Origin of the sequence: Rhizobium sp. GN54, assembly GCF_021026345.1 — a bacterium.
Lineage (GTDB): Bacteria > Pseudomonadota > Alphaproteobacteria > Rhizobiales > Rhizobiaceae > Mycoplana.
Genome location: NZ_JAJNCZ010000002.1, coordinates 53,004 through 78,509 on the forward strand (window position 1 = coordinate 53,004; position 25,506 = coordinate 78,509).

Here is a 25,506-nt window from a genome sequence, read left to right on the forward strand (position 1 = left end):
TGGCTAGTCGAGAAACGGCAGGACGATGAGCGCGTCAGGGTCGAGGCCGTGTCTGGCGCAGACCTGCCGCGCCAGCTCGAAATACCGTTCGGCCTCGCCCAATTCGTTGAGATCGAGGCAGAGCGTCGCCAGTCCATCATAGCACGGAAACAACAGCTGCGCCTCCGCGCTGTCGCGCGCGAGGTCCAGCGCCTCGAGGTAATGACCGCGGGCGGCTGCGGTCGCGCCGTGGCACTGGCGGATCTGGCCGAGGACCAGGAGCGGCACCGGCAGGTGGTCGCGCAGGCCGAGCGCACGGTCGATCGAAAGCGCTTCCTCGATCGCCGGCAGGCCCTCGCTCAGGCAGCGGTCGGTGAAGGTGCAATAGGCGACGGCGAGGTTGGTGAGCAGGCGGGCCTGGTGGCCGAGATCGCCGATCTGCTGCGCCATGTCGTAGCCGCGCCGGCAGACGTCGATCGCGCGGGCGGGATCGATGGTGGTGTAGAGCGCCCCGAGGTTCGTATAGCCACGGCAGGCGGTGTTGAGGTGGCTTGCGGCCAGCGAAATCTCGACGCTGCGTTCGACCATCTGCACGGCGTCGCGGGTCTGGCCGAGGCGGGCGAGGGCGACGCCCTTGGTGTTGAAGGCGCGAGCGATGGCGAGGGCGATCTCCGCCTTCTCCGCGGGGCCCGGATGCGAGGAGAGATGATTGGCGCATTCCAGCGCCCGGTCGGCCCATAGCATTGCGCGCCTGTAGTCCCCGGCGCGGAAGGCAAGGTGGCCCTGGCGCTGCATCAGGTGGGCGAGCTCGATCGGTGCGTCGACGCCTTCGAGAAGGCCCGCCGCCTCGGCAAAGCAGGCGGTCGCCCGCTCGCGGTCGCCGGTATCGAAGGCGAGCTGCCCGAGCTTGCGCGTCAGGCGTGCCACCGTGGTCACCTCGCCCTTGTCGCGGGCTGCGGCCAGAAGCTCGTCGTAGAGGTGCCGCGCCTCCTCGCTCCGCCCGGTCGGGTGGCAGAGGTCGGCATAGCGCTCGCCCGGCGCCCGCCAGCCGTCGCCGCCTGCGGCCTCGGCGGCCGAAAGGGCGCGGGCATAGAGGCGCAGCGCATCGGCATTGGCGTTGGCCATGCGGGCGAGGTCGCCGGCGGCGGTGAGGTAGCGCACGCCCTTTTCCTTTTCGGGCGAGGCGGCAAAGTGATGGCCGAGCTCGATCAGCTGGTTCATGTGTTCCGGCGAAGGGCCATAGCGGCTCTCGAGCACGGCGCCGATCGCCCCGTGCAGCTCGGTGCGGCGGCGCAGCAGAAGGTTGTCGTAGAAAACCTCCTGCAGCAGCTTCTGGCGGAAGGCGTAGCGCGGTGCCGTCTGGGAGGGAATGTCCGCCAGTTCCTCGACGATGTCGGCCTCGCCGAGCTGGCGCAGGCTTGCGCTGATGTGGTGGACGCCACAGGGCAGCGCCTTCAGGAGTGCCAGGTCGAAGCTGTGGCCGATGACGGCCGCGACCTGGGCCAGACGCCGGGCATCGGCGGGGAGGCGATCGATGCGGGCCAGCATCATTGCCTGGATGCCGAGCGGCGTCCCGGTCTCGTCGGCTGACGTCGTCACCTCCCAGCCCGCGGCCTCCCGATGCAGCACGCCGGTCTCGATCAGCGTGCGCAGGATCTCCTCGATGAAGAACGGATTGCCCTCGGCCCGCTCGACGATGCGCTCGCGCAGCCCGTGGGGCAGGACATCGCCGCCCAGCGCCTGCTTAAGCAGGGCCTTTGCCTCCTCGAGCGCCAGCGGCCTGAGCCGCAGCATCGTCTGGCTGGCGCGGGCGGAACTCAGCATTTCCGTCTCGAAGCCGGGGCGATGGGTGACCAGGAGCATCAGCCGGCGGCTCTCGATCCGGTCCATGATGAAGCGCAGCGCGTCGATCGAGACGCTGTCGGCCCAGTGGAGGTCCTCGATCACCACCAGAAGCGGCGCCTGCTCCATCCGGCGCTCGAACAGCATCCGCATGGCATGGAAGATCTGCCGGCGCAGCTGGTCCGGCTCCAGGTGCCGCAGCGCCTCGTCCGGATCGCCGAAGCCGAGGAGGAACAGGAACAGGGGCTCCAGCCGCCCGATCTCCTCGCCGGAGAGGCCGAGCCCGTTCAGCCCGGCGAGCAGAAGCGGGCGGGTGTGCTCCAGACTGGCAGCCGGGTCGATCTGGTAGGCGCGGCGAAGGGCTGCCGCCAGCGTGCCGTAGGACGGTTCTCCGAGCGAGGAGCAGGCGGTCTGCCGGATGGTGATGTCCGGCTGCCCGGTGCGGACGCGATCGAGGAAGGTCTCGACCAGGCGGGTCTTGCCGATGCCGGCGTCGCCGGCGACGCGGACCAGCTGGGTCGCTCCGGCGCGGACGGACTCGAGGCAGCGCAGCAGGGCGGCAAGCTCGGCGTCGCGGCCGATCATGGCGATGTCGATGCCGAAGCTCGAAAGCCCGCGCGCCGGCGGCGGGGCGTCGAGGGACGCCTCCAGCCGGAACACCGGCGTCTCGCCGGCCTTGCCGCGCAGCGGCATGGTGCCGAGGGCTGCGAAGGTGAAGGCGTGCTGCGTCAGCCGGCAGGTGAGCGCGCCGACCAATATTTCGCCGGTGCCGGCCATGGCCTGCAGGCGCTGGGCGGTGTTCACCGTGTCGCCGGTGACGGAATAGGACTTGCTGCCGCCCGCGCCCACCGCGCCGGCGACGACGGGACCGGTGTTGACGCCGATGTGCAACGCCAGCGGCTGGCCGAGGCGCGCCTGCCAGCGTTCGGCGATGCGCCCCATCCGCGCCCGCATGTCGAGGGCGGCCAGCAGCGCCCGCTCCGGGTCGCGCTCGTGGGCGACGGGCGCGCCGAACAGGGCCAGCAAGGCATCGCCGACGAACTTGTCGACAAAGCCGCCTTCGGCCGCGACGGCAGCGCTCAGTTCCTCGAAGATCTCGTTCTGCAGCGCCTGCAGCACTTCCGGATCGATCGTCTCGCCAAGCGTGGTGTAGCCACAGAGATCGGCGAAGAGGGCGGTGACAATGCGCCGGTCGGCCTCGGCTTCTGCATCCGGGCGAGGCGGGGGCTGGTCCTGCGCTGCCGGCCGGCGGGCAGGCTTGCCACCCTGGCGGCGGTCGGCGGGTGCCCCCGCATTCCGGGCCGCGGGGGCAAGGGCCGTCCCGCATTTGGGGCAGAAGGCATAGTCGGGCGGGCAGGCCTGGCCGCAGGAGGTGCATCGCCTCTGCTGCGGCGCCCCGCATTTCGGGCAGAAGGCAAAGCCGCCCTCGACCTTGAAACCGCATGCCGGGCAATTCATCGCACGCGCCCCGTCGCAATGCCGGGACCGGTGATCCCGACAACCGGATCATGCGCCTGCGGGCGCGGCGTTGCAATTGCATCGGGCGGCTTTCGGGTCGTCCCGGCCTCAGTCTTTCAGGAGTGCCTGCAGCAGGCCGATGATGCGGCGGTGCTGGTGGGCGTGGCGGGTGCGGACGTTGACGGCGGCATGGACGGTCTGCGGGATCGGCTCGGCGTCCTGGACGCGGCTGACCGCGCCTGTCCGCGTCAGCCGCCGCGCATCCGGCGCCATGACGAAAGCGGAGCCGCCGAGCTTGGTCAGGAGTGCGATGATCGCCGTCGTCTCGCCGCTGGCGATCGGTGCTGTGGAAAGATGCGGCAGCGCCTGCCGGTGCAGGCGGTCGAAGGCCGGCGAATAGACCGCCTGGATATAGTCTTCCGGGCGCACGTCAGCGAGTGTCGTCACCTTGCTGGAGACGAGTTCGTAGTTCACCTCGCCGATGCGCTCGTAATGCAGGTCCGGGAGATGGTGGGGGGTGTAGAGGATCGCAAGGTCCAGGTCGCCGGCGGCGAGGTCGCCGTTCATCTGCTTGGAATAGTCGATTTCGAGATAGATCGAGGTGCCCGGCAGTTCCTTGCGGATGGCCGCCAGCCAGTCGCCGGCATAGTGGGCGGCGAGGTCGTGCTGCAGGCCGATGCGCATCGAGCGCTCGTAGGCGCCGGCGCTCTCCACCGCACGCGCCGCCTCGCGCCACTGGTGCTGGATCGCCTTGGCGTGGTCGTGGAAGCGCAGGCCCGCAGCCGTCGGCTGGGTGCCGCCCTTGTTGCGGGCGAAAAGCGGCCGGCCCAGCACCGCCTCCAGCGCCTTCATCCGGTGTGAGACGGTGGATTGCGTCAGGTTCAGCCGCTCGGCGGTGCGGTTGAAGCTGCGGCTCTCCATCAGGTCGAGATAGGTCTCGATGAGTTCGATCTGCATGGGTTGTGCCCGCGCCTTGCCCTGGAGTTTGCCCCTCATCCGCCTGCCGGCACCTTCTCCCCGCAGGCGGGGAGAAGGGACGCTGTCGCGACGCCTCGCCCGGCCATTGACGCTGCCTCGGGAAGCGGCCGCGCAACTTGCGGCCTTCTCCCCGTTCACGGGGAGAAGGTGCCGGCAGGCGGATGAGGGGCACGCCCCAAATTCGAAGTGAATTCCTAGCGCCGACACTAATCGAATTCTTCGATCAATAAAGCGGATTCTGGCCGCTTGCCGGGCGTCGATTTGGTTGCCACAAATCGCTGGCAATCAAGGGGAAGAGAATGTCGAACCTGCCGTCGCATGCGCGTGTCGTGATCATCGGGGGAGGGGCAGTCGGAGCGTCGGCGCTCTACCATCTGGCGCGGGCCGGATGGACCGACTGCGTGCTCCTGGAAAAGAACGAACTGACCGCCGGCTCGACCTGGCATGCGGCCGGCAACGTGCCGACCTTCTCGTCCTCCTGGTCGATCATGAACATGCAGCGCTATTCGGCCTCGCTCTACCGCGAGCTCGGCGGTCTCGTCGACTATCCGATGAACTACCACGTCACCGGCTCGATCCGGCTCGGGCATTCGAAGGAGCGGCTGCAGGAGTTCAAGCGCGTCGTCGGCATGGGCCGCTACCAGGGCATGGACCTCGATATCCTTTCGCCCGACGAGATGCGCGGCAGGTATCCCTTCCTCGAGACGCACGAACTGACCGGCGCGCTCTACGATCCCTATGACGGCGACATCGACCCCGCGCAGTTGACGCAGGCCTTGGCGAAGGGGGCCCGCGACCTAGGCGCGAAGATCTTCCGTTTCTGTCCGGCGACCGGCGCACGGCGCGAGAACGAGGAATGGGTGATCTCGACCGCGCAGGGCGAGATCCGCTGCGAGGTCGTCGTCAACGCTGCCGGCTACTATGCCCGCGAGGTCGGCAAATGGTTCGGCCGCGACGTGCCGATGATGGTGATGAGCCACCAGTACATCCTGTTCGAGGAGATCCCCGAGCTCGCCGCCTGGTCGAAGGAGGCCGGGCACAAGCTGCCGCTGCTCCGCGACGTCGACAGCTCCTACTATCTGCGCCAGGAAAAGACCGGGATGAACCTCGGTCCCTACGAGAAGAACTGCAAGGCGCACTGGGTAACGCCGGACGATCCGATGCCGGACGATTTCTCGTTCCAGCTGTTTCCGGACGATCTCGACCGGCTGGAATGGTATCTCAACGATGCCTGCGAGCGTGTGCCGATCCTCGGCACCGCCGGCCTGTCGCGGATGATCAACGGGCCGATCCCCTATGCGCCCGATGGAAACCCGCTGATCGGACCGATGCCGGGCGTGCCGAACGCGTTCGAGGCCTGCGTCTTCACCTTCGGCATCTGCCAGGCGGGCGGCGCGGGCAAGGTGCTGGCCGAATGGATCACCGAGGGCGAGACGGAATGGGATATGTGGTCCTGCGACCCGCGCCGCTACACGAGCTTCGCTTCGGCTGAGGACTACTGCATCGAAAAGGGCATGGAGATCTACGGCCACGAATATGCGATGCATTTTCCGAAGCACGCCTGGCCGGCCGGCCGCAACCGCAAGCTCTCGCCGATCCACGACCGGATTGCGGCCCTCGGCGCCCAGTTCAAGCCCTATAACGGCTGGGAACGCGCCAACTGGTATGCGGCCCCCGGCGACGATACCTCCGAGGAGGCGACGCAGACCTGGAACCGCGAGGGCCCTTGGCGGCCGCGGATCGAGGCGGAATGCCGTGCCGTCACCGAGGCCGCCGGCATCCTCGACCTCCCCGGCTTCTCGCGCTACCGGGTCAAGGGCGAGGGAGCGACGGCGTGGCTGTCCTCGCTCATTACGGGCCGCGTCCCGAAACCTGGCCGCATCGGCCTCGCCTACTTCGCCGACGACAAGGGACGGATCGTCACCGAGATGTCGGTGATGATGCTGGACGAGGACTTCTTCTTCCTGATCACGGCGGCGACCGCGCAATGGCACGATCTCGAATGGCTGAAGAAGCACCTGCCCGGCGATGCGGCGTTCACCATCGACGACGTCACCGACAATTTCTCCTGCCAGATCCTGTCCGGTCCGAATTCGCGGGCGATCCTCGCCGAGGTCTCGGATGCCGACCTTGCGAAGGGCTGGCTGACGCATCAGAGCTGCCAGATCGCCGGCCGCTGGTGCCAGCTGGTGCGGGTCTCCTTCCCCGGCGAACTCGGCTGGGAGATCCACACCAAGGTGGAGGATACGGCGACCATCTTCGACGCCGTCTGGGCGGCGGGGCAGGCGCACGGGCTGAAGCCGTTCGGCATGGAGGCGCTGGACTCCTTACGCATCGAGAAGGGCTACCGCGCCTGGAAGGGCGACCTCTCGACCGATTACACCGTGCTGCAGGGCGGGCTGGAACGCTTCGTCGACTGGTCCAAGCCCGACTTCAAGGGCAAGGCGGCGCTGGAGCGGGAGAAGCAGCAGGGTGTTTCCAAGCGCTTCGTGCTGCTCACCGTGGACGCCGGCGAATGCGATGCGCCCTACATGTCGACGCTCTGGCATGGCGGCAAGGTGGTAGGCGAGACCACGTCGGGCAACTGGGGTTACCGCACCGGCAAGTCGATCGCGCTCGGTATGCTGCGCGCCGACCTCGCTGAACCCGGCACCGAAATCGAGGTCGAGATCTACGGCGACCGCTTCAAGGCCATCGTCCAGCCGGACGGCCCGCTCTTCGATCCCAGCAATGAAAGACTGCGCGCATGACCAAGCCCATCCCCACCAAAGCCCGCGCGGTCATCATCGGCGGCGGCGTCTCCGGCTGCTCGGTCGCCTATCATCTCGCCAAGCTCGGCTGGACCGACGTCGTTCTCCTGGAGCGCAAGCAGCTGACCTGCGGCACCACCTGGCATGCGGCAGGCCTGATCGGCCAGCTGCGCGCCTCGCAGAACATGACGCGGCTGGCGAAGTACTCCGCCGACCTCTACGTCAAGCTCGAGGCCGAGACCGGCATCGGCACCGGCATGCGCCAGAACGGCTCGATGACGGTGGCGCTGACCGAGGAGCGCAAGGAGGAGATCTACCGCCAGGCCTCGCTGGCGCGCGCGTTCGACGTCGATGTGCGGGAGATCTCGGTCGACGAGGTCAAGGCGATGTATCCGCACCTCAACACCGCCGACATCAAGGCGGCGGTGCATCTTCCGCTCGACGGCCAGTGCGACCCGGCCAACATCGCCATGGCGCTGGCGAAGGGCGCGCGCCAGAACGGCGCGACCGTGATCGAGGGCGTGAAGGTGACCTCCGTGGTCACGAAGGACGGCCGGGTAGCGGGCGTCACCTGCGAGCGGGACGGCGAGAGCTTCACCATCGAGACGGAGAACGTCGTCAATGCGGCGGGCATGTGGGGACGGACGCTCGCCGACATGTCGGGCGTGTCGCTGCCGCTGCATGCCTGCGAGCACTTCTACATCGTCACCGAGCCGATCGATGGGCTGAAGCAGCTTCCGGTGCTGCGCGTGCCGGACGAATGCACCTACTACAAGGAGGACGCCGGCAAGATGCTGATCGGCGCCTTCGAGCTGAAGGCCAAGCCCTGGGGCATGGACGGCATCCGCGAGGACTTCTGCTTCGACCAGCTGCCGGAGGATTTCGACCACTTCCAGCCGATCCTGGAGATGGCGGTCAACCGCATGCCGATGCTGGAAACGGCCGGCATCCACACCTTCTTCAACGGGCCGGAAAGCTTTACGCCTGACGACCGCTACTATCTGGGCGAAGCGCCGCAGATCAAGGGATACTGGGTGGCGGCCGGCTACAATTCGATCGGGATCGTCTCCTCCGGCGGCGCCGGCATGGCGCTGGCGCAATGGATGAACGATGGCGAGCCGCCGTTCGACCTGTGGGAAGTCGACATCCGCCGGGCGCAGCCGTTCCAGCGAAATCGCGCCTATCTGAAGGATCGTGTATCGGAGACGCTCGGCCTGCTCTATGCCGACCATTTCCCCTATCGCCAGATGGCGACCGCGCGCGGCGTGCGCCGCTCGCCGATCCACGAGCACCTCAAGGCCCGCGGTGCCGTCTTCGGCGAGGTCGCCGGCTGGGAGCGCGCCAACTGGTTTGCGAGAGACGGTCAGGAGCGGGAATACAGGTACAGCTGGAAGCGGCAGAACTGGTTCGAAAACCAGCGCGAGGAGCACATGGCCGTGCGCGAGGGCGTCGGCCTGTTCGACATGACCTCCTTTGGCAAGATTCGTGTGGAGGGGCGCGATGCGCTCGCCTTCCTGCAGCGGATGTGCGCCAACCAGATGGACGTGGCGGCCGGCCGGATCGTCTACACCCAGATGCTGAACGATCGCGGCGGCATCGAGAGCGACCTGACGGTCACGCGGCTTTCGGAGACGGCCTTCCTGCTCGTCGTTCCCGGCGCGACCCTGCAGCGCGACCTCGCCTGGCTGCGCAAGCACCTCAAGGACGAGTTCGTCGTCGTCACTGACGTGACGGCGGCGGAGAGCGTGCTCTGCGTGATGGGGCCGAAGGCGCGCGAACTGATGGGCCAGGTCAGCCCGAACGACCTTTCCAACGCCGGCCATCCGTTCGGCACCGCCCGCGAGATCGAGATCGGCATGGGTCTCGCCCGCGCCCACCGCGTCACCTATGTCGGCGAACTCGGCTGGGAGCTCTACGTCTCGACCGACCAGACGGCGCATGTGTTCGAGGCGCTCGAGGCGGCGGGTGCGGATGTGGGCCTCAAGCTCTGCGGCCTGCACACGCTCGACAGCTGCCGCATCGAGAAGGCCTTCCGCCATTTCGGCCACGACATCACCGACGAGGACCATGTGCTGGAGGCCGGGCTCGGCTTTGCGGTGCGCACGGGCAAGGGCGATTTCATCGGCCGCGAGGCGGTATTGCGCCGGCAGGACAAGGGGCTCAATCGCCGGATGGTGCAGTTCAGGCTCGCCGATCCGGAGCCGCTGCTCTTCCACAACGAGGCGCTGGTGCGCGACGGCAGGATCGTCTCGACGATCACGTCCGGCAATTACGGCCATTTCCTCGGCGGCGCTGTCGGCATGGGCTACGTGCCCTGCGAGGGCGAGAGCGAGGACGAGGTGCTGGCGTCGGACTACGAGATCGAGATCGCCGGCGTGCGGGTGAAGGCGGAGGCGTCGCTTGCGCCGATGTACGACCCCAAGGCAGCGCGGGTACGCATGTAGAGCAGGAGTTCGAGACGGCAGACAGGCATTCAGGACAGCAGACGGAAATTTTCGATTTTGGTTGCCGCCCGCACGCGGCCTGACTGGAGGTTTCGATGAGCTTGCAGGATCTCGCCTGGCTGGCGATGGCGGCCTATGCCATCCACATCATGGAGGAACACACGTTCGACTGGCGCAACTGGGCGCGGGGCGTCATCGGGTTGCCGGTCGAATGGACGGATTTCTACGTCACCAATGCGGTGGTCATCGCGGTCGGCATCGCCCAGGCGCAACTGGCGCCCACCGTGCCGCTGATTCCCCTGATCTTCGCAGCGCTGATGCTGATCAACGCCGTCTTCTTCCACATCCTGCCGGTGATCCGGACGAAGGGGCGCTTCTCGCCGGGGCTCGCCACTGCGGTGGTGCTGTTCCTGCCGCTCGGGACGGCGATCTTCATGAAGGCGGCGGAGGAGGGGCACCTCGATGTCGCGACGGGCCTCTCGGCCTTCCTCGGCGGGGCGCTGCTGATGGCCTATCCGGTGGTGATGCTGCACCTGAAGGCGCGAGCCTATTTCCAGCAGGCTGAAAAATGACAGTGACTTCCTCTTTCTCGCTTCATGGAGCTTTCAGGTGATCGTTACCGATCTCAAGGACCTCAACACGCCCTCCGGCGACCGGATCGACCGCCTCGTGGCCGAGCACCGGCCGGGCCATGGCCTGGCGCGCGCCTTCTACCACGACCAGGACATCTACGAGCGGGATCTCGAACGGGTCTTCCGCCGCCACTGGCACTGCATCGCCCATGAGAGCGTGATTGCGAACGCCAATGATTTCGAGCTGTTCCGCATCGCCGACGAGCAGGTGATCCTGACGCGCCATGCCGACGGCTCGATCCATGCGCTGCTCAACGTCTGCCGCCACCGTGGCGCCGAGGTGTGCACGAAGGACAAGGGCAACGCCCGGGTCTTCGTCTGCCCCTATCATGCCTGGACCTATTCCAACGACGGGGCCCTGCGCGCCGCGCGGCTGATGCCGAAGGAGTTCAAGCGCGAGGACCACGGGCTGAAGAAGCTGCACGTGCGGGTGGTCGAGGGGCTCGTGTTCATCTCGTTCGCGGCCGAGCCGCTTGATTTCACCGAGGTCGAGCACCTGCTGCATGCGACCTGCGGCCAGTACGGCTGGGCAAACGCGAAGGTCGCGCACCGGAAGAGCTATGCCGTCAACGCCAACTGGAAGCTCGCGGTCGAAAACTACGTCGAGTGCTACCATTGCGGCCCGGCGCATCCGGAATATTCGCAGACCCATGCGCTGGAGCAGCCGCTGCACATGATCGAGGCGATGAACCTAGCGATGGAGCAGCGCACCTGCTCGCTCGGCATCGAGGTCGGCTCGGGCAACCACTGGCAGACGTCCGGGGACGGCAAGGAGGCGATCCACGCCTTCCGCTACGCGCTCTATGAAGGGGTAAAAAGCGGCAGCGAGGACGGCGGCGCGGTGGCGCCGCTGATGGGCCGCTTCACCGATTTCGACGGCGGGGTCACCTCGATCCACCTCGGCGGCACCACTTTCCTCGTCTGCTACCCCGACCACGGCATGATCTACCGCTTCATCCCGAAGACGGCCGGGACCTGCGAGATGGAGCTGATCTGGCTGGTGGACGGCAAGGCCGAGGCGGGGCGCGACTACGACCTCGACCGGCTGACCTGGCTGTGGAAGGTCACCACCGACGAGGACAAGGCGATCATCGAGCACACTGCCCGCGGCGTGCGCTCGCACTACTTCGAACCCGGCCCGATCGCGCCGATGGAACAGAACGAGCTGCGCTACATCGACTGGTATCTGGACGAGATCAGCCGGGCGTGAGGGGAGGGCTTTGTGGGTGATGAGAAGCTCGTGGATTGTAGCTCGGGCAGCCTCCTCAGCCACCGTCATGCCGGACTTGATCCGGCATCCAGCGCGCGCAAGTCCTTGCGCGCGGAAAGTGCACCTCCTCACGCCGCAGACGCGGCGTGGCTGGACCCCGGATCAAGTCCGGGGTGACGGAGGTGGAGGCAGCAGGAGTGCGTCATGCGCTTCGGGAAATGGAATCGATTCAAAGGACTACGCAGGGAAATTGAAGTTCTGAATCCGCTTTCGCGCCCCTCGGTCGCGCAAAGCCGCAGCATGTGGAGGGCGCAATGAGCATGGTCGAAGAAACGAAGACGTCAGAAGTGCCGGCGTCCCGGCGGGCCGGCGGTCGCGCCGCGCGTGTCGCCATGCGGGCGGCGCCGCTGGCGGAAAATGTCCGCCCCGTTCGCCCCGGTCTTTCCGGCGGGCAGTACAGGCCGCTGAGCGAGGCGGGGGTGCGCCGCATCCACGAGGCAGCACTTGATGCGCTGGAGAATATCGGGCTGGCCAACGCGCCGAAGTCCGGCGTCGAGATCATGACCGGCGCGGGCGCGGTCCTCGGCGAGGACGGGCGCATCCGCTTTCCGCGCGCGCTGGTGGAGGACATGCTCTCGGTCGCCGCGCGCAACATCACGCTTTATGGCCGCGACCCGAAATTCGATCTCGAACTGACCGGCACGCGCGTCTACTACGGCACCGCGGGAGCTGCGGTGCACATCGTCGACGTGGAAAAGCGGGAGTATCGCGAGTCCACCGCAAAGGATCTCTTCAACGCCGCCCAGCTCGTCCACCACCTCGACAACGTGCATTTCTTCCAGCGGGCGATGGTGTGCCGGGACGTGGCCGACAATTTCCTGATGGACATCAACACGCTCTACGGCTGCTGTGCGGGCACTTCCAAGCACGTCGGCACCAGCTTCTCCGATCCCTCGCATGTCGAGGGCTGCTTCGACCTGATCCACATGATGGCCGGCGGGGAGGACAAGTGGCGGGCGCGGCCGTTCGTCTCCAACTCCAACTGCTTCGTCGTGCCGCCGATGAAGTTCGCCGAGGAGAGCTGCATCACCATGGAGGCCTGCATCCGGGCCGGCATGCCGATCCTGCTGCTGTCGGCGGGGCAGGCGGGTGCGACGGCGCCGGCGCCGCTTGCGACCGCGATCGTGCAGGCAGTCGCCGAGTGCCTCGCGGGCGTCGTCTATGTCAACGCCATGGCGCCCGGCCATCCGGCGATCTTCGGCACCTGGCCGTTCGTCTCGGACCTGCGCACCGGCGCCATGTCCGGCGGCTCGGGCGAGCAGGCGCTGCTCACGGCCGGCTGCGCGCAGATGCACCAGTTCTACGGCCTGCCGGGCGGGGCCGCCGCCGGCATCGCCGATTCCAAGCTGCCCGACATGCAGGCCGGCTGGGAGCAGGCGATCTCGAACGTCATGGCGGGGCTGTCGGGGCTGAACATGGTCTACGAGGCGGTCGGCATGCATGCTTCGCTGCTCGGCTTCTGCCTGGAAAGCTTGGTGCTCGGCGACGACCTGCTCGGCCAGGTGCAGCGCTGCATCCGCGGCATCGACGTCACCGAGGACACGGTTTCGCTGGAGACGATGCGTTCGGTCTGCCTCGGCGGACCCGGGCACTATCTCGGTGACCCGCAGACCCTGTCGCTGATGCAGACCGAATACATCTATCCTGTTGTCGCCGACCGCACGAGCCCGAAGGAATGGGCCGAGATCGGCAGACCGGATCTGATCGCGAAGGCGATCGAGCGGAAGAACCGCATCCTTGCCGAAGCCGGCGGGCCGCTGTTCGACGCGGAGGTGGACCGGGCGGTGCGCGAGAAGTTCAGGATCCATTTCTGAGCGGGACGCCCCCGGTTCGACCGCTCATGCCCCCGGCCTCATTGGGCCGGGACAGATCGCGGAAGTGCCCGTACGTCGCTGACCGTCCATGTCCATTCCGGGTCGGTGATCTGCAGCAGGTCGCTGCCGGTGAAGACGGCAAAGGTGGTGAAGGGCTTGCTCTGGCCCGGCAGCACGCGGACGACGACCAGGCCGCTGTCGGTGCCGACCGGCACGCAGGCGCCGCCGGGGCAGTTGGCAAGCGTGATCGTCAGGAGCATCGACTGGAGCGTGGCGGTGCTGTTGTTGGTGATGGTGCCGGTGACCCGGTAGCTCGTCACCGGCTGGCCGACGGCGAACTGCATGTCGGAGAGCACGATCTCCTCGGGCGCGATCATGTTGCGGGGAACGACCGGCTCCGGCACGACGCTGCGGCTGTCGGTCAGCCAGATGAGGGCTGCTGCGGCCAGGCCGATCGCGACGGTGATCGTCAGCACCGGCTCGACCCAGCTCTGGAAGCGCTTGAAGCGCAAGGCGAGATAGAGCGTGGCGACAGCGATGACAGCGAATGCCCAGACCATCAAGATCCTCCTCGTCATCTCCTATAGCGTGACGCGGGTGAAGCCAAAAGGCCTTCGCAACCATTCACTTGGGGATGGGGAGGAGGCAAGCGCGACATTCGCGGCACTTGCGGCGGTTGCGCAGCTTTTCTCGCAGGATTGTGATCGGAAGGAGGGGAAGACGACCCGCGTCAAGCCTTCGTATTGGCAGATGACAGCTGTTGATGAAGCAGCGAGGCGACGGGTCGAACCGCAAGGTTTGGTGTGGCTTTGGTCGGGCAGGTCTTCGTGGAAGGTAACGACGCCGGTGGCATCTGCGATTACTGCGCACCACCGTCAACCCGGCATCGCCGATGAAGGATGTCAGCAATGCGTCATGGAGCGCCGGGCCAACTGACAGCGACAGACGTCAAAGGGTAAGGGCTGTGTCGCGTTGTGCTCCCGCTTCACCTCCGAAGAGACATCAGCTTCCGACGTATCTTCCCATAGAGGTCGCGGTTTCGTTCCCGTCGCGCCGTCTGGATCCGGTCTGTGTCTTTCGGCCTTTCAAGCAAGGACAGGCAGTCAAGATTACGTTCCCCGTCCCACTCGATTGTCACCTGGTCCAGGACGCTCAACCCGGCCCTGTTTGCGGCATGTGCGAAGAGGGATTTGCTCATGTAGTTGCGCCAATGAGGGTTCTCTTTGTAGTCGGCGCCGGGTGCCGAGACAAAGTTGGAATGATGAAATAGAGCGCGCCCGCCCGGCTGAAGGATACGCGCCGCATCGTTGATGTAGGAAAGAACGGCGTCGTATTCGAAATGCACCATTGCGTCATAGCAAAATATTGCAGTTATTGAAGAATCCTCGAGCGGCCGGAAGTCAGCCCCGGAGATTTTCTTCATCTCGATTCTGCTATTATTGGCGCTATTTCGGAATCGCTCTGTGCAGGCGTCGATGTTTTCCTGATTCACGTCGAGGAGATATACTTTCTCGATCGCAGGAGCGACGCTTTCCAGGCTGAGCATTCGAGCCGACTGGCGTCCATGGCCACAGGCGAGGTCAACAACTTTTCTCACATCCAGATGATCGAACAGCCGACGGAACGGCGTGGCCGCATTCCAGAACACGTCTACCCAGCGCTCCTGTTCTGCCGCCAGATAGTAACTGTTGGATTTCCAGTCCGACGCTATGCTTGAGGTGCGACTGCCAATGGTTGCCATCATACAACCTCCCGACGGGTGCCGCGGTCGATTATCGAGGAATTATTCAAAGTGTCTATTCAGCTTGATCGCGGGGCGGCATACCAAATTTGGAGTATAGGTCTCCGGGGCGCGGTGGAGTTATTTGAATAATGCTATCTCTTCTCCTTGGCCTGGCACGAAAACGTCCGGCCGTCCGAGCGTTGCAATGCGGTTGCCGGACTGCCGATCGCTGATGGTAAGCTTGGCGTGATCGGAATTTCGGGTGCGACGCCGGCCGCTATTTCAGGCTGATCCAGTAGGCGCCCTCGAAGGGGACGGCGGCGAAGCGGGTGTTGATCTCGGCCAGCGTTTTTTCCGGATCGATGTCGGGGAAGACGTCCGGACGCAGCCAGTGGGCGAAGGCCTCGGCGGCGAGGATGTTCAGGGGCACGGCGTTGAAGAAGTTCCACAGGCCGTATACGCGGCCGTTCCGGATGGCGGCGAGATCGGCGAGGATCGGCCGCCCGGTGGCGTTGCGCAGCGTCTGCCGTGCCTCCTCGGCGGGGACGCCGGGGCCGATGGAGAAGGCGCTGTAGGTGCCGCCCGGGGAGGCGGTGGCGATATAGGCTTCCGGATTGGCGGCGACGAGGTATTCGATGCTGACGATGCCGCCCTGGCGGGGCAGGTCGGCCGCGATGTTGCGGCTGCCGGTCAGGCCGATGAATTCGCCGAGCCCGCCGACGCCATAGGCGTAGCAGCAGCCCTGGTCGTTCGGAAACGCGTCCATAAGCACGGTCGGGCCGGGTTCCGGCGTCGCCGCCACGCGCTCGCGGATCACCTGGAGGTGCTCCTCGTAGAAGCGCGCGAAGGCTTCCGCCTGCTCGTCGCGCTCCAGCACGCGGCCGAGCAGGCGCATGTTGTCGGGCGTGTTCTTCAGCGGATCGCTGTTGAAGTCGACCACGATCACCGGGACGTCGATCTGTTCGAGGTAGGCGATCGCCTGGCGGCCGAGATCGGTGTCGGCCTGCCAGTTGGCGAGGATGGCGAGATCGGCCTTCAGGGACAGGATGGTCTCGAAGGAGAAGCCGTCGCCGGTGCCGTCGCCGATCAGCGGCACGTCGGCGATCTTGGGGAACTTCTCGCGGAACGCCTCGTAGATCGCCGGATTGTCGCCCTTCATGTCGCCGGCCCAGCCGGCCAGAAGGCTGACGGGATCGGGATGGACGAGCGAGAGGGCGATCAGATTGAAGCCGCTGCCGAGCAGGATCGCCTCGGGCTTCCTCGGGATCGTGACCTCCCGGCCGAGTGCGTCGGTCACCGTCAGCGGAAAACGTCCCTCGGCAAGACAGGCGCCGGCAGACACTAGCAGGCCGACAAGAAGGGTGAGAATGCGCAACACGGTCAGTGCTTCCTCTGTTCGGGCAGGGCGCAGAGCTCGCCGCAGCTCGGGATGCCCGGCAGCATGTAGCGCAGGCAGCAGACCTTGCGGCGACACTGAATCTCGGCCCCGGCCATCTCATGGCGCAGGCAGCCGTGGAAAGGATTGGCGGTGCCGTCGGAGAAGGTCTTCTCCTCGAACAGCATGCGCGCCGACCAGTGATCGTCGCCGTCCCGGCCATTTGCGGTGACTGCGGGAGCGGTCTCCGTCGCGTTGATCGCGTAGTCGATATAGACGGCGGCGTTGTTCCAGCCGAGCTTCGGGGCCATGCCGCCGAAGCGCTTCAGGTGAGCCACCACTTCGGCCAGATGGGCGCTGACGAGCGGCCTGACCAGATCGAGCGGAGCATCGCCCTCGCACCAGTCGCCGGCATGCGGCAGGCCGAAGGCGCGCGGCAGGCCGTCGTCGGCAAGCGCGATCGTCATGTCGTCGACGGCGATCGGCAAGGCGAGGTCCGCCCTGCGCGCGACGATATAGGGGATCGACAGGGCGGAGAAATAATAGAGCGACCAGTAGGACGCCACCGCCCGGCGGTCGACCCCGTGGTTCTGCGCATAGGTATCGAGGCCGGTCGCAAAGGTGCCGCTCTCGAAGAAGTCGCGGATCGGCATGGCATGGTCGAGGTCCGACGAGAGCATCATCTTCTCGCCGCACCAGGCATGCTCGCCCGAAAAGACCGCCTTCAGGCCTTGCGGCCCGAAGACGGTCTCGTCAGCCCTGGGAGGGATTGCGTCCAATTGCGTCACCACGTGTATTTCAGCGAACCGATGACCGTGCGGCCCTGGTCCTTGTAGCAGAAGCCGGCCGAGCAGACGGGGTCGCGGCGGTCGAAGATGTTGGTGGCGTTCACCTGCAGGGCCAGGCCCTCCATCTTCTTGTCGATCGCGGCGAAGTCGTAGCGCAGGGCGGCGTCGAAGAGGACGCGCGAGCCGTTCTCCATCGTGTTCTCGTCGTTGCCGTAGCTGGAGCCGATGAAGCGCGCGCCGGCGCCGACGCCGAGACCATCGGCGAACGTGTCCTCGGGCATGGTGTAGAAGGCCCAGAGGGCGGCCTGGTGGCGGGGCACCGAGGAGACGTCGTTGTCGACCGTGCCGACGGGGCCTTCGACGATCTTCATCTGGGTGTAGGAGTAGGAGGCGGTCAGCGACAGGCCGTTGTCGAGGCTGGTATTGGCCTCGAACTCGAAGCCGCGCGAGCGCAGCTTGCCGCGCTGGACCTGGATGTTGGCCGGGCCGGTCGGCAGGTCGACCACTTCGTAGTAGAGGCCGTTCTCCTGGTCGATGTTGAACATCGCAGCCGACAGCATGGTGTTGCTGTTGGGCAGGAGATACTTCACGCCGATCTCCTCCTGCTCGCTCTCGGTCGGCTTGAAGGGGGCGCCGGTCTCCTGGTTGTAGCCGGCGTTCGGCGAAAAGGCGGTCGAGTAGCTGGCATAGGGCGCGAGGCCGAAGTCGAACTCGTAGGTCAGGCCGATGCGCTTGGAGAAGGCGCGGTCGCTCTGGTCGAGCGAGGTGACCGTGCCGCCGACGAGATCGGTGGTGTCGGTGTCGGTGGAGACCCAGTCATAGCGGCCGCCGAGCGTCAGGGTCCAGGCGTCGTAGCGGATCTGGTCCTGGATATAGGTGCCGACCTGCCACTGGTCCTGGTCGACGCGCTCGGTGTAGGGAATGCGATCCATCGGATCGCCGCGGGTCGGGTCGTTGGTGTCGAGCGGCGGCGAGACGCCGTAGCCGTTGAACGACCTGTAGCGCAGCTTCATCAGGTCGAGGCCGGTCAGGAGCGTGTGGCTGAAGGCGCCGGTGTCGAACTCGGAGACCAGCTGGTTGTCGATCACGATGGCCGAAAGCCGCTCCTCGAAGGAGCCGGCGCTGCGATCGATCAGCGTCGGATCGACGGCGTTCGGCGCATAGGCAAAGGCCCAGTCGGCCTCGATGTCCAGCGTCGAGGCGCGGACGTTCTGGCGGAAGGTGAAGGTCTCGTTGAAGCGGTGCTCGAACTCGTAGCCGATGCGGCCCTGGTTCTGGACGGAATCGTTGAAGGCCGGGTTGCCGGCGAAGAAGTCGGTGACCTTGCCGGTGGTGGTGTCGAAGTAATAGGCCGCGGTGCCGCCGGTCTTGGTGCGCGAATATTCGCCGAGAATGGTCAGCCGCGTGTCCTCGTCCGGCTTCCAGGTGAAGGCCGGGGCGATGTAGAGGCGGTCGTTGGGAAGGCCGGGCTGCTCGGTGTCGGCGCTGCGGGCCAGACCGGTCAGGCGATAGTAGAAGGGATCGGTGTCGTTGACCGCGCCGGAGAAATCGAACTGGCCCTGGTAGCGGTTGTCGGTGCCGTACTGCAGCTCGACCTCGCGCAGCGTCTCCTCGGTCGGGCGCTTGGTGATCAGGTTGTAGAGGCCACCGGCACCGGAGGCGCCGTAGAGGGCGGAGGAAGGGCCGCGCAGGATCGAGACGCCCTCGAGCCCGTAGGGCTCGGTCTTGAACAGCGAGGAGCCGGCGCCCGGCTGGCGCAGGTTGTCGCGGAAGACGCCGTTATAGGTCACGTCGAAGCCGCGCACGGTGAAGGAATCGAAGCGCGGGTCGAAGCCGTAGGCGGTCGTGCGGGTGCTGGGCGTGTAGGCCAGCACATCCAGCAGCGTCTGCGGATTGCGGTCCTTCAGCTGTTGCGCGGTGACCGAGGAGACCGACTGCGGGGTCTGCAGGAAGGGCGTATCGACCTTGGCGCCCGTCGCGCTGCTCCTGCCGACATAACCATCGGCGGTGATGACGCCGCCGCTTCCGCCGTCGACGATGATCTCTTCCAGTGTCGTCGCGCCCTCGGTGGAGGTCGCCGCGGCCTGGTCTTGCGCGTGCGCCGTGAGCGACAGGGCGAGCAGCGAGGTTCCGGCAAGGGCGAGGACGAGCGTGCGGCGGAGCGGCGAAGAGGTCTGGGGCATCGAGGTCTCGTGATGTTACTGGGTCAATAAGATGACTGTTCTCATCATGTTTTCGCGATGCGCAAGGTTTATATGATAAATAATGTCATGTTTATGGCAGTGTTGCCCTCGTGCAACGAAAAATGGCCGCCATGGTGGTGGCGGCCATTCCGTTTCGCCAATAGGCAGTGCTCCGCTAGACCACGGCACTGCCCGCCATCAGGGCAAGGACGAGGAAAATGAGGAACAGAATCAGGGCGATGGCGAAAAGCACCTTGGCGACCGTGGCGGCTGCCGAGGAGACGCCGCGAAAGCCGAGAAAACCGGCGATCAGGGAAATGACGAGGAAGATAAGGGCCCATTTCAGCATGTGCAGTGTCCTCTCTTGAACCGGAGATAAGACGCGCGAAGACGGGATTTGTTCCTGCGCCCGGTGGAAGGGCCACCGGGCGCACAAGACGATCAGCCGTGGGCGATCATGACGTGGCGAACGGCGGTGTAGTCCTCCAGCGCATAGACCGACATGTCCTTGCCGTAGCCAGATTGCTTGACGCCGCCATGGGGCATCTCGTTGCACAGCATGAAGTGCGTGTTGATCCAGGTGCAGCCGTACTGGAGCCTGGCCGCGGCGCGCATCGCCCTGGAGATGTCCTTCGTCCAGACAGAGGAGGCGAGGCCGTAGTCGCTGTCGTTGGCCCAGCCGATCGCCTGCTCCTCGCCGGCAAAGCGGGTGACGGAGACGACGGGGCCGAACACCTCGCGGCGGACGATCTCGTCCTCCTGCGTGGCGCCGGCGACCACGGTCGGCTGGAAGAAGAAGCCCTTGTCGCTGCCGGGTGCGCCGCCGGTGACGATCTCGATGTGCTTCACGTCCGCGGCGCGCTCGACGAAGCTCGCCACGCGGTCGCGCTGGCGCCTGGAGATCAGCGGGCCGATCTCGTTCTCGGTGTCGTCGGGCTGGTTGTAGCGGATGGTGGCGACGGCGGCGGAAAGCTCGGCGACGAACTTGTCGTAGATGCCCTTTTCCGCGTAGATTCGGCAGGCGGCCGTGCAGTCCTGGCCGGCATTGTAGTAGCCGAAGGCGCGGATGCCGTTCACGACAGCTTCGAGATCGGCGTCGTCATAGACGATCACCGGCGCCTTGCCGCCGAGCTCCAGATGGGTGCGCTTGACCGATTTCGCTGCTGCCGCCAGCACCTTCTTGCCGGTGGCGACGTCGCCGGTGATCGAGACCATGTTGATCTTCGGATGGTTGATCAGCGCGTTGCCGACGGTCTCGCCGCGGCCGAGCACGACGTTGACGACGCCTTCGGGCAGGATGCCGGCCAGGAGCGTCGCCATCTTCAGCGCCGTCAGCGGCGTCTGCTCGGAGGGCTTGAAGACGACGGTGTTGCCGCCGGCGATCGCCGGCGCCAGCTTCCAGGCCATCATCATCAGCGGATAGTTCCACGGCGCGATCGAGCCGATGATGCCGATCGGATCGCGGCGGATCATCGAGGTGTGGCCGGGCAGGTATTCGCCGGCAACGGTCGCCGTCATCGAACGGACGGCGCCGGCGAAGAAGCGCCAGCAGTCGACGATCGCGGGGATCTCGTCGTTTTTGACGGCATTGATCGGCTTGCCGCAGTTCAGCGCCTCGAGGGCTGCGAAGCCGTCTGCGTCGGCCTCGATCGCGTCGGCGATCTTCAGGAGATAGCCGGAGCGCTCGCCGGGGGTGGTCATCGACCAGGCGAGATAGGCCTTCTCGGCGGCATCGACGGCAGCGTCGATCTGCGTGTGCGAGGCTTCCGGGAGGTCGGCCACCGTCTCGCCGGTCTTCGGGTCGAGAATGTGCTCCTCGCTCTCCGTGCCGGCCTCGAAGCGTCCGCCGATCAGCATCTGCGTGTCCATCAGGATTCTCCCTTGATCTCCGTTCGTTGTTCTATTTGCCGGCGCCCGCGACCTGGTCACCGTCGCGGGTGAGGTAGTAGGCCGCCAGGATCGGCAGCAGCGTGACGAGCACCACCAGCATGGCGACCACGTTGGTCACCGGCCGCTGGCGCGGGCGCACCAGTTCCTCCAGCATCCAGATCGGCAGCGTCTGCTGCTGGCCGGCGGTGAACGTCGTTACGATCACTTCATCGAAAGACAGCGCAAAGGCGAGCATGCCGCCGGCGAGAAGGGCGGTGCCGATATTGGGCAGGATCACGTACCGGAAGGTCTGGAAGCCATCGGCGCCGAGATCCATCGAGGCCTCGATCAGCGAGCCGGAGACGCGGCGGAAGCGGGCCACCGCATTGTTGTAGACCACCACGACGCAGAAGGTGGCGTGGCCGAGCACGATCGTCCAGAAGGAGAACGGGATCTCGGCAAAGGAGAAGGCAGAGCGCAGCGCGATGCCGGTGATGATGCCGGGCAGGGCGATCGGCAGGATGACGAGCAGCGAGATCGTCTCGCGGCCGAAGAACTTCGTCTGACTGACGGCGGCGGCGCAGAGCGTACCGAGCACGAGTGCGACCGCGGTCGCGATCGAGGCGACCCGGACCGAGAGGCCGAGCGCCTGCCAGACGTCGGGACGGTTCCAGGCGACGGCGAGCCATTGCAGCGTATAGCCCGGCGGCGGGAACTGGTAGCTCTTCTCCTCCGTCGTGAAGGCATAGAGGAAGATCAGCAGGATCGGCACGTGCAGGAACAGAAGGCCGGCGGCGGCGGCGATCTTCAGGCCGAGGGGGGCTGCGGCGGAACGGTCAGAGCGCATCGAAGGCCCCCTGCTTCTTGGCCATCCACAGGTAGAAGCCCATGATGACGATCGGGACGACGGTGAAGGCTGCTGCGAGCGGGATGTTGCCGGCCGTGCCCTGCTGGGCGTAGACGGCCTGGCCGATGAACAGCCGCGACGAGCCGATGATCTGGGGGATGATGTAGTCGCCGAGCGTCAGCGAGAAGGTGAAGATGGAGCCGGCGATGATGCCGGGAAGCGCCAGGGGAAACAGCACGTGGCGGAAGGTCTGCGCCGGATGGCCGCCGAGATCGGCGGAGGCCTCGATCAGGTTACCGGGCACGCGCTCCAATGCCGCCTGGACCGGCAGGATCATGAAGGGCAGCCAGACATAGACGAAGACGATGAAGGTGCCGGTATAGCTGATCGACAGCGAGTTTCCGCCGACGATCGGCAGCGACAGCCAGGCGTCGAGCAGCCAGGTCAGGTGCAGCCTGGCGAAGACCCAGGTGAGGATGCCTTCCTTGGCGAGGATCAGCTTCCAGGCGTAGACCTTGACGAGATAGCTCGACCAGAGCGGCAGCATCACGCCGAGATAGAACAGCGCCTTCCATTTTCCCTTCGCATAGCGGGCGGCATAGTAGGCGATCGGGAAGGCGATGACGGCAGCGGCCAGTGTCACCAGCGCCGCCATGACGACGGTGCGCAGGATGATGTCGAAATTCGAGGGGATCAGCAGTTGCCGGTACGTGGCGAGCGTGAACTCGTAGTTGATCAGGCCCGAAAACTCGTCGATCGAGAAGAAGCTCTGCAAGAGCAGCGCGAACAGCGAGCCGAGATAGATGATGCCGAGCCAGAGCAGCGGCGGGGCGAGCATCAGGAAGAGCAGGATCTTCGGGTTGCGCCAGAAGAAGTCCGACAGGCGGCCAAAGGTGCCGCTGCGGCCTTCCATGATGCTGGTCTGCGTGATCGCGCTCATGCCGCTTCGTCCATCAGGTGCAGGTCGCGGGCGGCGAAGGAGAGGGTGACGCCGCTGCCCTGTTCGGGGAGCGCCTGGGAAGCGGGCACCATGGCGGCGATGCGGGTGCCGCAGCCGGCCTCGACCGTCACCCGGTTGGCCGCACCGAGGAAGCCGGTGGCGACCACCGTGCCGGTCACGCGCTTGCGGTCGCCCGTGACGCTGCCTGTGCCGTCGCCGAGCGACAGCGCCTCGGGGCGCAGGCTCGCATAGCGGGCGGGGTAGCCGAGGCTTTCGACGAAGGCGGGCGCGAGTACGTTGGACGAGCCGACGAAATCGGCGACGAAGCGGGTCTGCGGGCGCTTGTAGACCTCTTCGGGCGTGCCGAGCTGCTGGATGCGGCCGTCGTTGAACACGGCGATGCGGTCGGCCATCGACAGCGCCTCGCCCTGGTCATGGGTGACGAAGACGAAGGTGATGCCGAGCGACTTCTGCAGCGTCTTCAGTTCCTCCTGCATCTGTTCGCGCAGCTTCAGGTCGAGTGCGCCGAGCGGTTCGTCGAGGAGCAGCACGCGCGGGCGGTTGACGAGCGCGCGGGCCAGCGCCACACGCTGGCGCTGGCCGCCGGAGAGCTGGCCGGGCCGGCGCGTGCCGTAGCCGGGAAGCTTGACCATGGCCAGCGCATTCTCCGCCGCCTTCAGCCGCTCCTCCCTGCCGACGCCCTTGACCATCAGCCCGTAGGCGACGTTCTCGAGAATGGAGAGATGCGGGAACAGGGCGTAGTCCTGGAAGACGGTGTTGACGTTGCGCCGGTAGGGCGGCACGCCCTCGGCCGTCTCGCCGAAGATCTCGATATGGCCGCCGGTCGGCTGCTCGAAGCCGGCCATCAGCCGCAGGCAGGTTGTCTTGCCCGAACCGGACGGACCGAGCATCGCAAAGAACTCGCCCTCCACCACGGCCAGGTCCACGCCGTCGACGGCACGCACGGGGCCGAAGTGGCGGGAGACCTTGTCGAACAGCACGGCGGTGGTCATGGGGGATGCTCCTGTCTCTTGTCATTTGGCCGGGGCGCGGCACGCGGACGTTCGGGCTGCCCCTCACCCGGCCTGCCGGCCACCTTCTCCCCGCAAGCGGGGAGAAGGAAATCCGTGATGGCGTCCCGATCTCTTTGCAGGCTTCGAGTGCGGGGCAGCGCGACCGTCCTCGTTCCCTCTCCCCGCGTGCGGGGAGAGGGCAGGGTGAGGGGCCATGCGGAAGTCCGAAAGCGGACACTGCCCTGCCACTGGCCGCCAAGAAATCCGCGGGGAAGCGAGGCGAGAAGCCGCCCGCCGTTTTCCCTACCTCCCCCCTTAAGGGGGAGGTGGAAGCGGCCTCAGCGCCCGCCGATCACGCCGATGTAGTCCGACACCCAGCGGTGATAGGGGACGCACTCGCCCTGGCTGTCGCATTTGGAGACCGGCGTCTTCCAGAAGCGGATCTTCTCGAAATTGTCGAAGCCGTTGGTAGAGCAGCCTTCGTCGCCCAGAAGCTCGTTGCCCTTGCAGGCGGCCGGGACCGAGGGAACGGCGCCGAACCAGGCGGCGGCATCGCCCTGGACCTTGGGCGAGAGCGAATGTTCCATCCACATATAGGCGCAGTTCGGGTGCTCGCTGTCGATATGCAGCATGGTGGTGTCGGACCAGCCGGTGACGCCTTCCTCGGGGAAGGTCGAGGCGATCGGTGCCTTCTCGGCCTTCAGCAGGTTGACCTGGAACGGCCACGAGCCGGAGGCGACGACGCCCTCGTTCTTGAAGTCGTCGATCTGGATCATGGCGTCGTGCCAGTAGCGGCCGATGAGCGTGCGCTGGACGCGCAACACGTCGAGTGCCGCCTTGTACTGGTCCTCGTTCAGCTCGTAGGGATCCTTGATGCCGAGTTCGGGCTTGTGCGCCATCAGGAAGAGCGCGGCGTCGGCGACATGGATCGGGCCGTCATAGGCCTGAATGCGGCCCTTGTTGGACTTGCCGTCCGGCAGCGTCATTTCCTCGAACACGACGTTCCAGCTCTTCGGCGCCTCGCCCTTAAAGGCGTCGGTGTTGTACATCAGCACGTTCGGGCCCCAGAGATAGGGGGTGCCGTAGTGGACGTCCTTGACGGTATTCCAGGGGGCGCTCTGCAGGCGCTCGTCGACGGTGCTCCAGCTCGGGATCAGGTCGGTGTTGATCGGCTGGACGCGGTTTCCCGCGATCAGGCGCAGCGACGCGTCGCCGGAGGCGGTGACGAGGTCGAAGCCGCCTTCGTTCATCAGCGCGACCATTTCGTCGGAGGTGGCGGCGGTCTTCACCGAGACCTTGCAGCCGGTTTTCTCCTCGAAAGCGGTGACCCAGTCATAGGCCTTGTCGGTCTCGCCGCGCTCGATATAGCCGGCCCAGGCGACGATCGAGATCTCGCCTTCGCCGGCGCCGAGCTCCTTCAGTGGCTGCTGGGCGACGGCGGCGGTGGTGAAGGCAAAGGCAAAGGAAAGGGTCAGCGCGGTGCAGGAATGCAGGAATCGCTTCATGATGGTCTCCCGGTTTGTCCGCCTTGTGCGCGGTATTGTTCCCGGAACGAAGCGTGCCCCCTTTTTGCCGCTTTCGCAAATCCATTAAACAGAAAG

The 25,506-nt window shown here is 66.1% G+C and carries 19 protein-coding genes; 6 read left to right on the forward strand and 13 right to left on the reverse strand.

What is annotated here, in order from left to right; all coding sequences use genetic code 11:
- Positions 1 to 3: 3 nt before the first annotated feature.
- Both LQK81_RS06360 and LQK81_RS06365 read right to left on the reverse strand, forming a co-directional pair.
- Positions 4 to 3,279, reverse strand: coding sequence for an adenylate/guanylate cyclase domain-containing protein (locus LQK81_RS06360; protein WP_230804560.1), 3,276 nt, complete (start codon positions 3,277 to 3,279; stop codon positions 4 to 6).
- 108 nt (positions 3,280 to 3,387) lie between these two features.
- The gene (locus tag LQK81_RS06365; protein WP_230804561.1) at positions 3,388 to 4,236 is read right to left on the reverse strand and encodes a LysR family transcriptional regulator; all 849 of its coding nucleotides are present in this window, start codon (positions 4,234 to 4,236) and stop codon (positions 3,388 to 3,390) included.
- Positions 4,237 to 4,556: 320 nt separating this feature from the next.
- Here LQK81_RS06365 and LQK81_RS06370 point away from each other — a divergent pair, with 320 nt between their 5' ends.
- The 5 genes from LQK81_RS06370 (at position 4,557) to LQK81_RS06390 (ending at position 13,167) form a co-directional block, all read left to right on the forward strand.
- Complete coding sequence (locus LQK81_RS06370) at positions 4,557 to 7,007, forward strand: GcvT family protein (RefSeq protein ID WP_230804567.1); 2,451 nt, start codon at positions 4,557 to 4,559, stop codon at positions 7,005 to 7,007.
- Positions 7,004 to 9,451 (forward strand): GcvT family protein, encoded by a 2,448-nt coding sequence (locus LQK81_RS06375; protein ID WP_230804569.1) that lies wholly within the window; start codon positions 7,004 to 7,006, stop codon positions 9,449 to 9,451. The genes LQK81_RS06370 and LQK81_RS06375 overlap by 4 nt, the downstream gene beginning before the upstream one ends.
- A gap of 95 nt (positions 9,452 to 9,546) precedes the next feature.
- Positions 9,547 to 10,023: an HXXEE domain-containing protein gene (locus LQK81_RS06380; protein ID WP_230804571.1), complete on the forward strand. Its 477-nt coding sequence runs from the start codon at positions 9,547 to 9,549 to the stop codon at positions 10,021 to 10,023.
- A gap of 40 nt (positions 10,024 to 10,063) precedes the next feature.
- Positions 10,064 to 11,293: an aromatic ring-hydroxylating oxygenase subunit alpha gene (locus tag LQK81_RS06385; protein WP_230805592.1), complete on the forward strand. Its 1,230-nt coding sequence runs from the start codon at positions 10,064 to 10,066 to the stop codon at positions 11,291 to 11,293.
- Between the two features lie 314 nt (positions 11,294 to 11,607).
- Complete coding sequence (locus LQK81_RS06390) at positions 11,608 to 13,167, forward strand: trimethylamine methyltransferase family protein (protein WP_442967083.1); 1,560 nt, start codon at positions 11,608 to 11,610, stop codon at positions 13,165 to 13,167.
- Positions 13,168 to 13,205: 38 nt separating this feature from the next.
- Here LQK81_RS06390 and LQK81_RS06395 read toward each other — a convergent pair whose 3' ends face one another.
- Positions 13,206 to 13,727 (reverse strand): hypothetical protein, encoded by a 522-nt coding sequence (locus LQK81_RS06395; protein WP_230804572.1) that lies wholly within the window; start codon positions 13,725 to 13,727, stop codon positions 13,206 to 13,208.
- On the opposite strand from LQK81_RS06395, the gene LQK81_RS06400 reads away from it, so the two are divergent.
- Entirely contained in the window at positions 13,705 to 14,103 is a 399-nt protein-coding gene (locus tag LQK81_RS06400; protein WP_230804574.1) for a hypothetical protein, read from the forward strand. The two genes, LQK81_RS06395 and LQK81_RS06400, sit on opposite strands and share 23 nt — an antisense overlap.
- 49 nt (positions 14,104 to 14,152) lie before the next feature.
- Here LQK81_RS06400 and LQK81_RS06405 read toward each other — a convergent pair whose 3' ends face one another.
- The 10 genes from LQK81_RS06405 to LQK81_RS06450 all read right to left on the reverse strand — a co-directional run bounded on the left by LQK81_RS06405 (position 14,153) and on the right by LQK81_RS06450 (position 25,410).
- The gene (locus tag LQK81_RS06405) at positions 14,153 to 14,908 is read right to left on the reverse strand and encodes a class I SAM-dependent methyltransferase (RefSeq protein ID WP_230804576.1); all 756 of its coding nucleotides are present in this window, start codon (positions 14,906 to 14,908) and stop codon (positions 14,153 to 14,155) included.
- 259 nt (positions 14,909 to 15,167) lie between these two features.
- Positions 15,168 to 16,268 (reverse strand): ABC transporter substrate-binding protein, encoded by a 1,101-nt coding sequence (locus LQK81_RS06410; RefSeq protein WP_230804578.1) that lies wholly within the window; start codon positions 16,266 to 16,268, stop codon positions 15,168 to 15,170.
- Positions 16,269 to 16,270: 2 nt separating this feature from the next.
- Positions 16,271 to 16,948 (reverse strand): siderophore-iron reductase FhuF, encoded by a 678-nt coding sequence (gene fhuF / locus LQK81_RS06415; RefSeq protein ID WP_230805596.1) that lies wholly within the window; start codon positions 16,946 to 16,948, stop codon positions 16,271 to 16,273.
- Positions 16,949 to 17,049: 101 nt separating this feature from the next.
- Entirely contained in the window at positions 17,050 to 19,236 is a 2,187-nt protein-coding gene (locus LQK81_RS06420; protein WP_230804580.1) for a TonB-dependent siderophore receptor, read from the reverse strand.
- Between the two features lie 175 nt (positions 19,237 to 19,411).
- Positions 19,412 to 19,585, reverse strand: coding sequence for a DUF1328 domain-containing protein (locus tag LQK81_RS06425; protein WP_230804583.1), 174 nt, complete (start codon positions 19,583 to 19,585; stop codon positions 19,412 to 19,414).
- Positions 19,586 to 19,677: 92 nt separating this feature from the next.
- Positions 19,678 to 21,105, reverse strand: a complete 1,428-nt coding sequence (locus LQK81_RS06430) for a gamma-aminobutyraldehyde dehydrogenase (protein ID WP_230804585.1) — start codon at positions 21,103 to 21,105, stop codon at positions 19,678 to 19,680.
- Positions 21,106 to 21,136: 31 nt separating this feature from the next.
- Positions 21,137 to 21,952, reverse strand: coding sequence for an ABC transporter permease (locus tag LQK81_RS06435; protein WP_230804587.1), 816 nt, complete (start codon positions 21,950 to 21,952; stop codon positions 21,137 to 21,139).
- On the reverse strand, positions 21,942 to 22,892 hold the full coding sequence (locus LQK81_RS06440) for an ABC transporter permease (protein WP_230804589.1): 951 nt from the start codon (positions 22,890 to 22,892) through the stop codon (positions 21,942 to 21,944). The genes LQK81_RS06435 and LQK81_RS06440 overlap by 11 nt, the downstream gene beginning before the upstream one ends.
- Positions 22,889 to 23,905, reverse strand: a complete 1,017-nt coding sequence (locus LQK81_RS06445; protein ID WP_230804591.1) for an ABC transporter ATP-binding protein — start codon at positions 23,903 to 23,905, stop codon at positions 22,889 to 22,891. The genes LQK81_RS06440 and LQK81_RS06445 overlap by 4 nt, the downstream gene beginning before the upstream one ends.
- Before the next feature lie 338 nt (positions 23,906 to 24,243).
- Complete coding sequence (locus tag LQK81_RS06450; protein ID WP_230804593.1) at positions 24,244 to 25,410, reverse strand: ABC transporter substrate-binding protein; 1,167 nt, start codon at positions 25,408 to 25,410, stop codon at positions 24,244 to 24,246.
- Between the last annotated feature and the right edge of the window lie 96 nt (positions 25,411 to 25,506).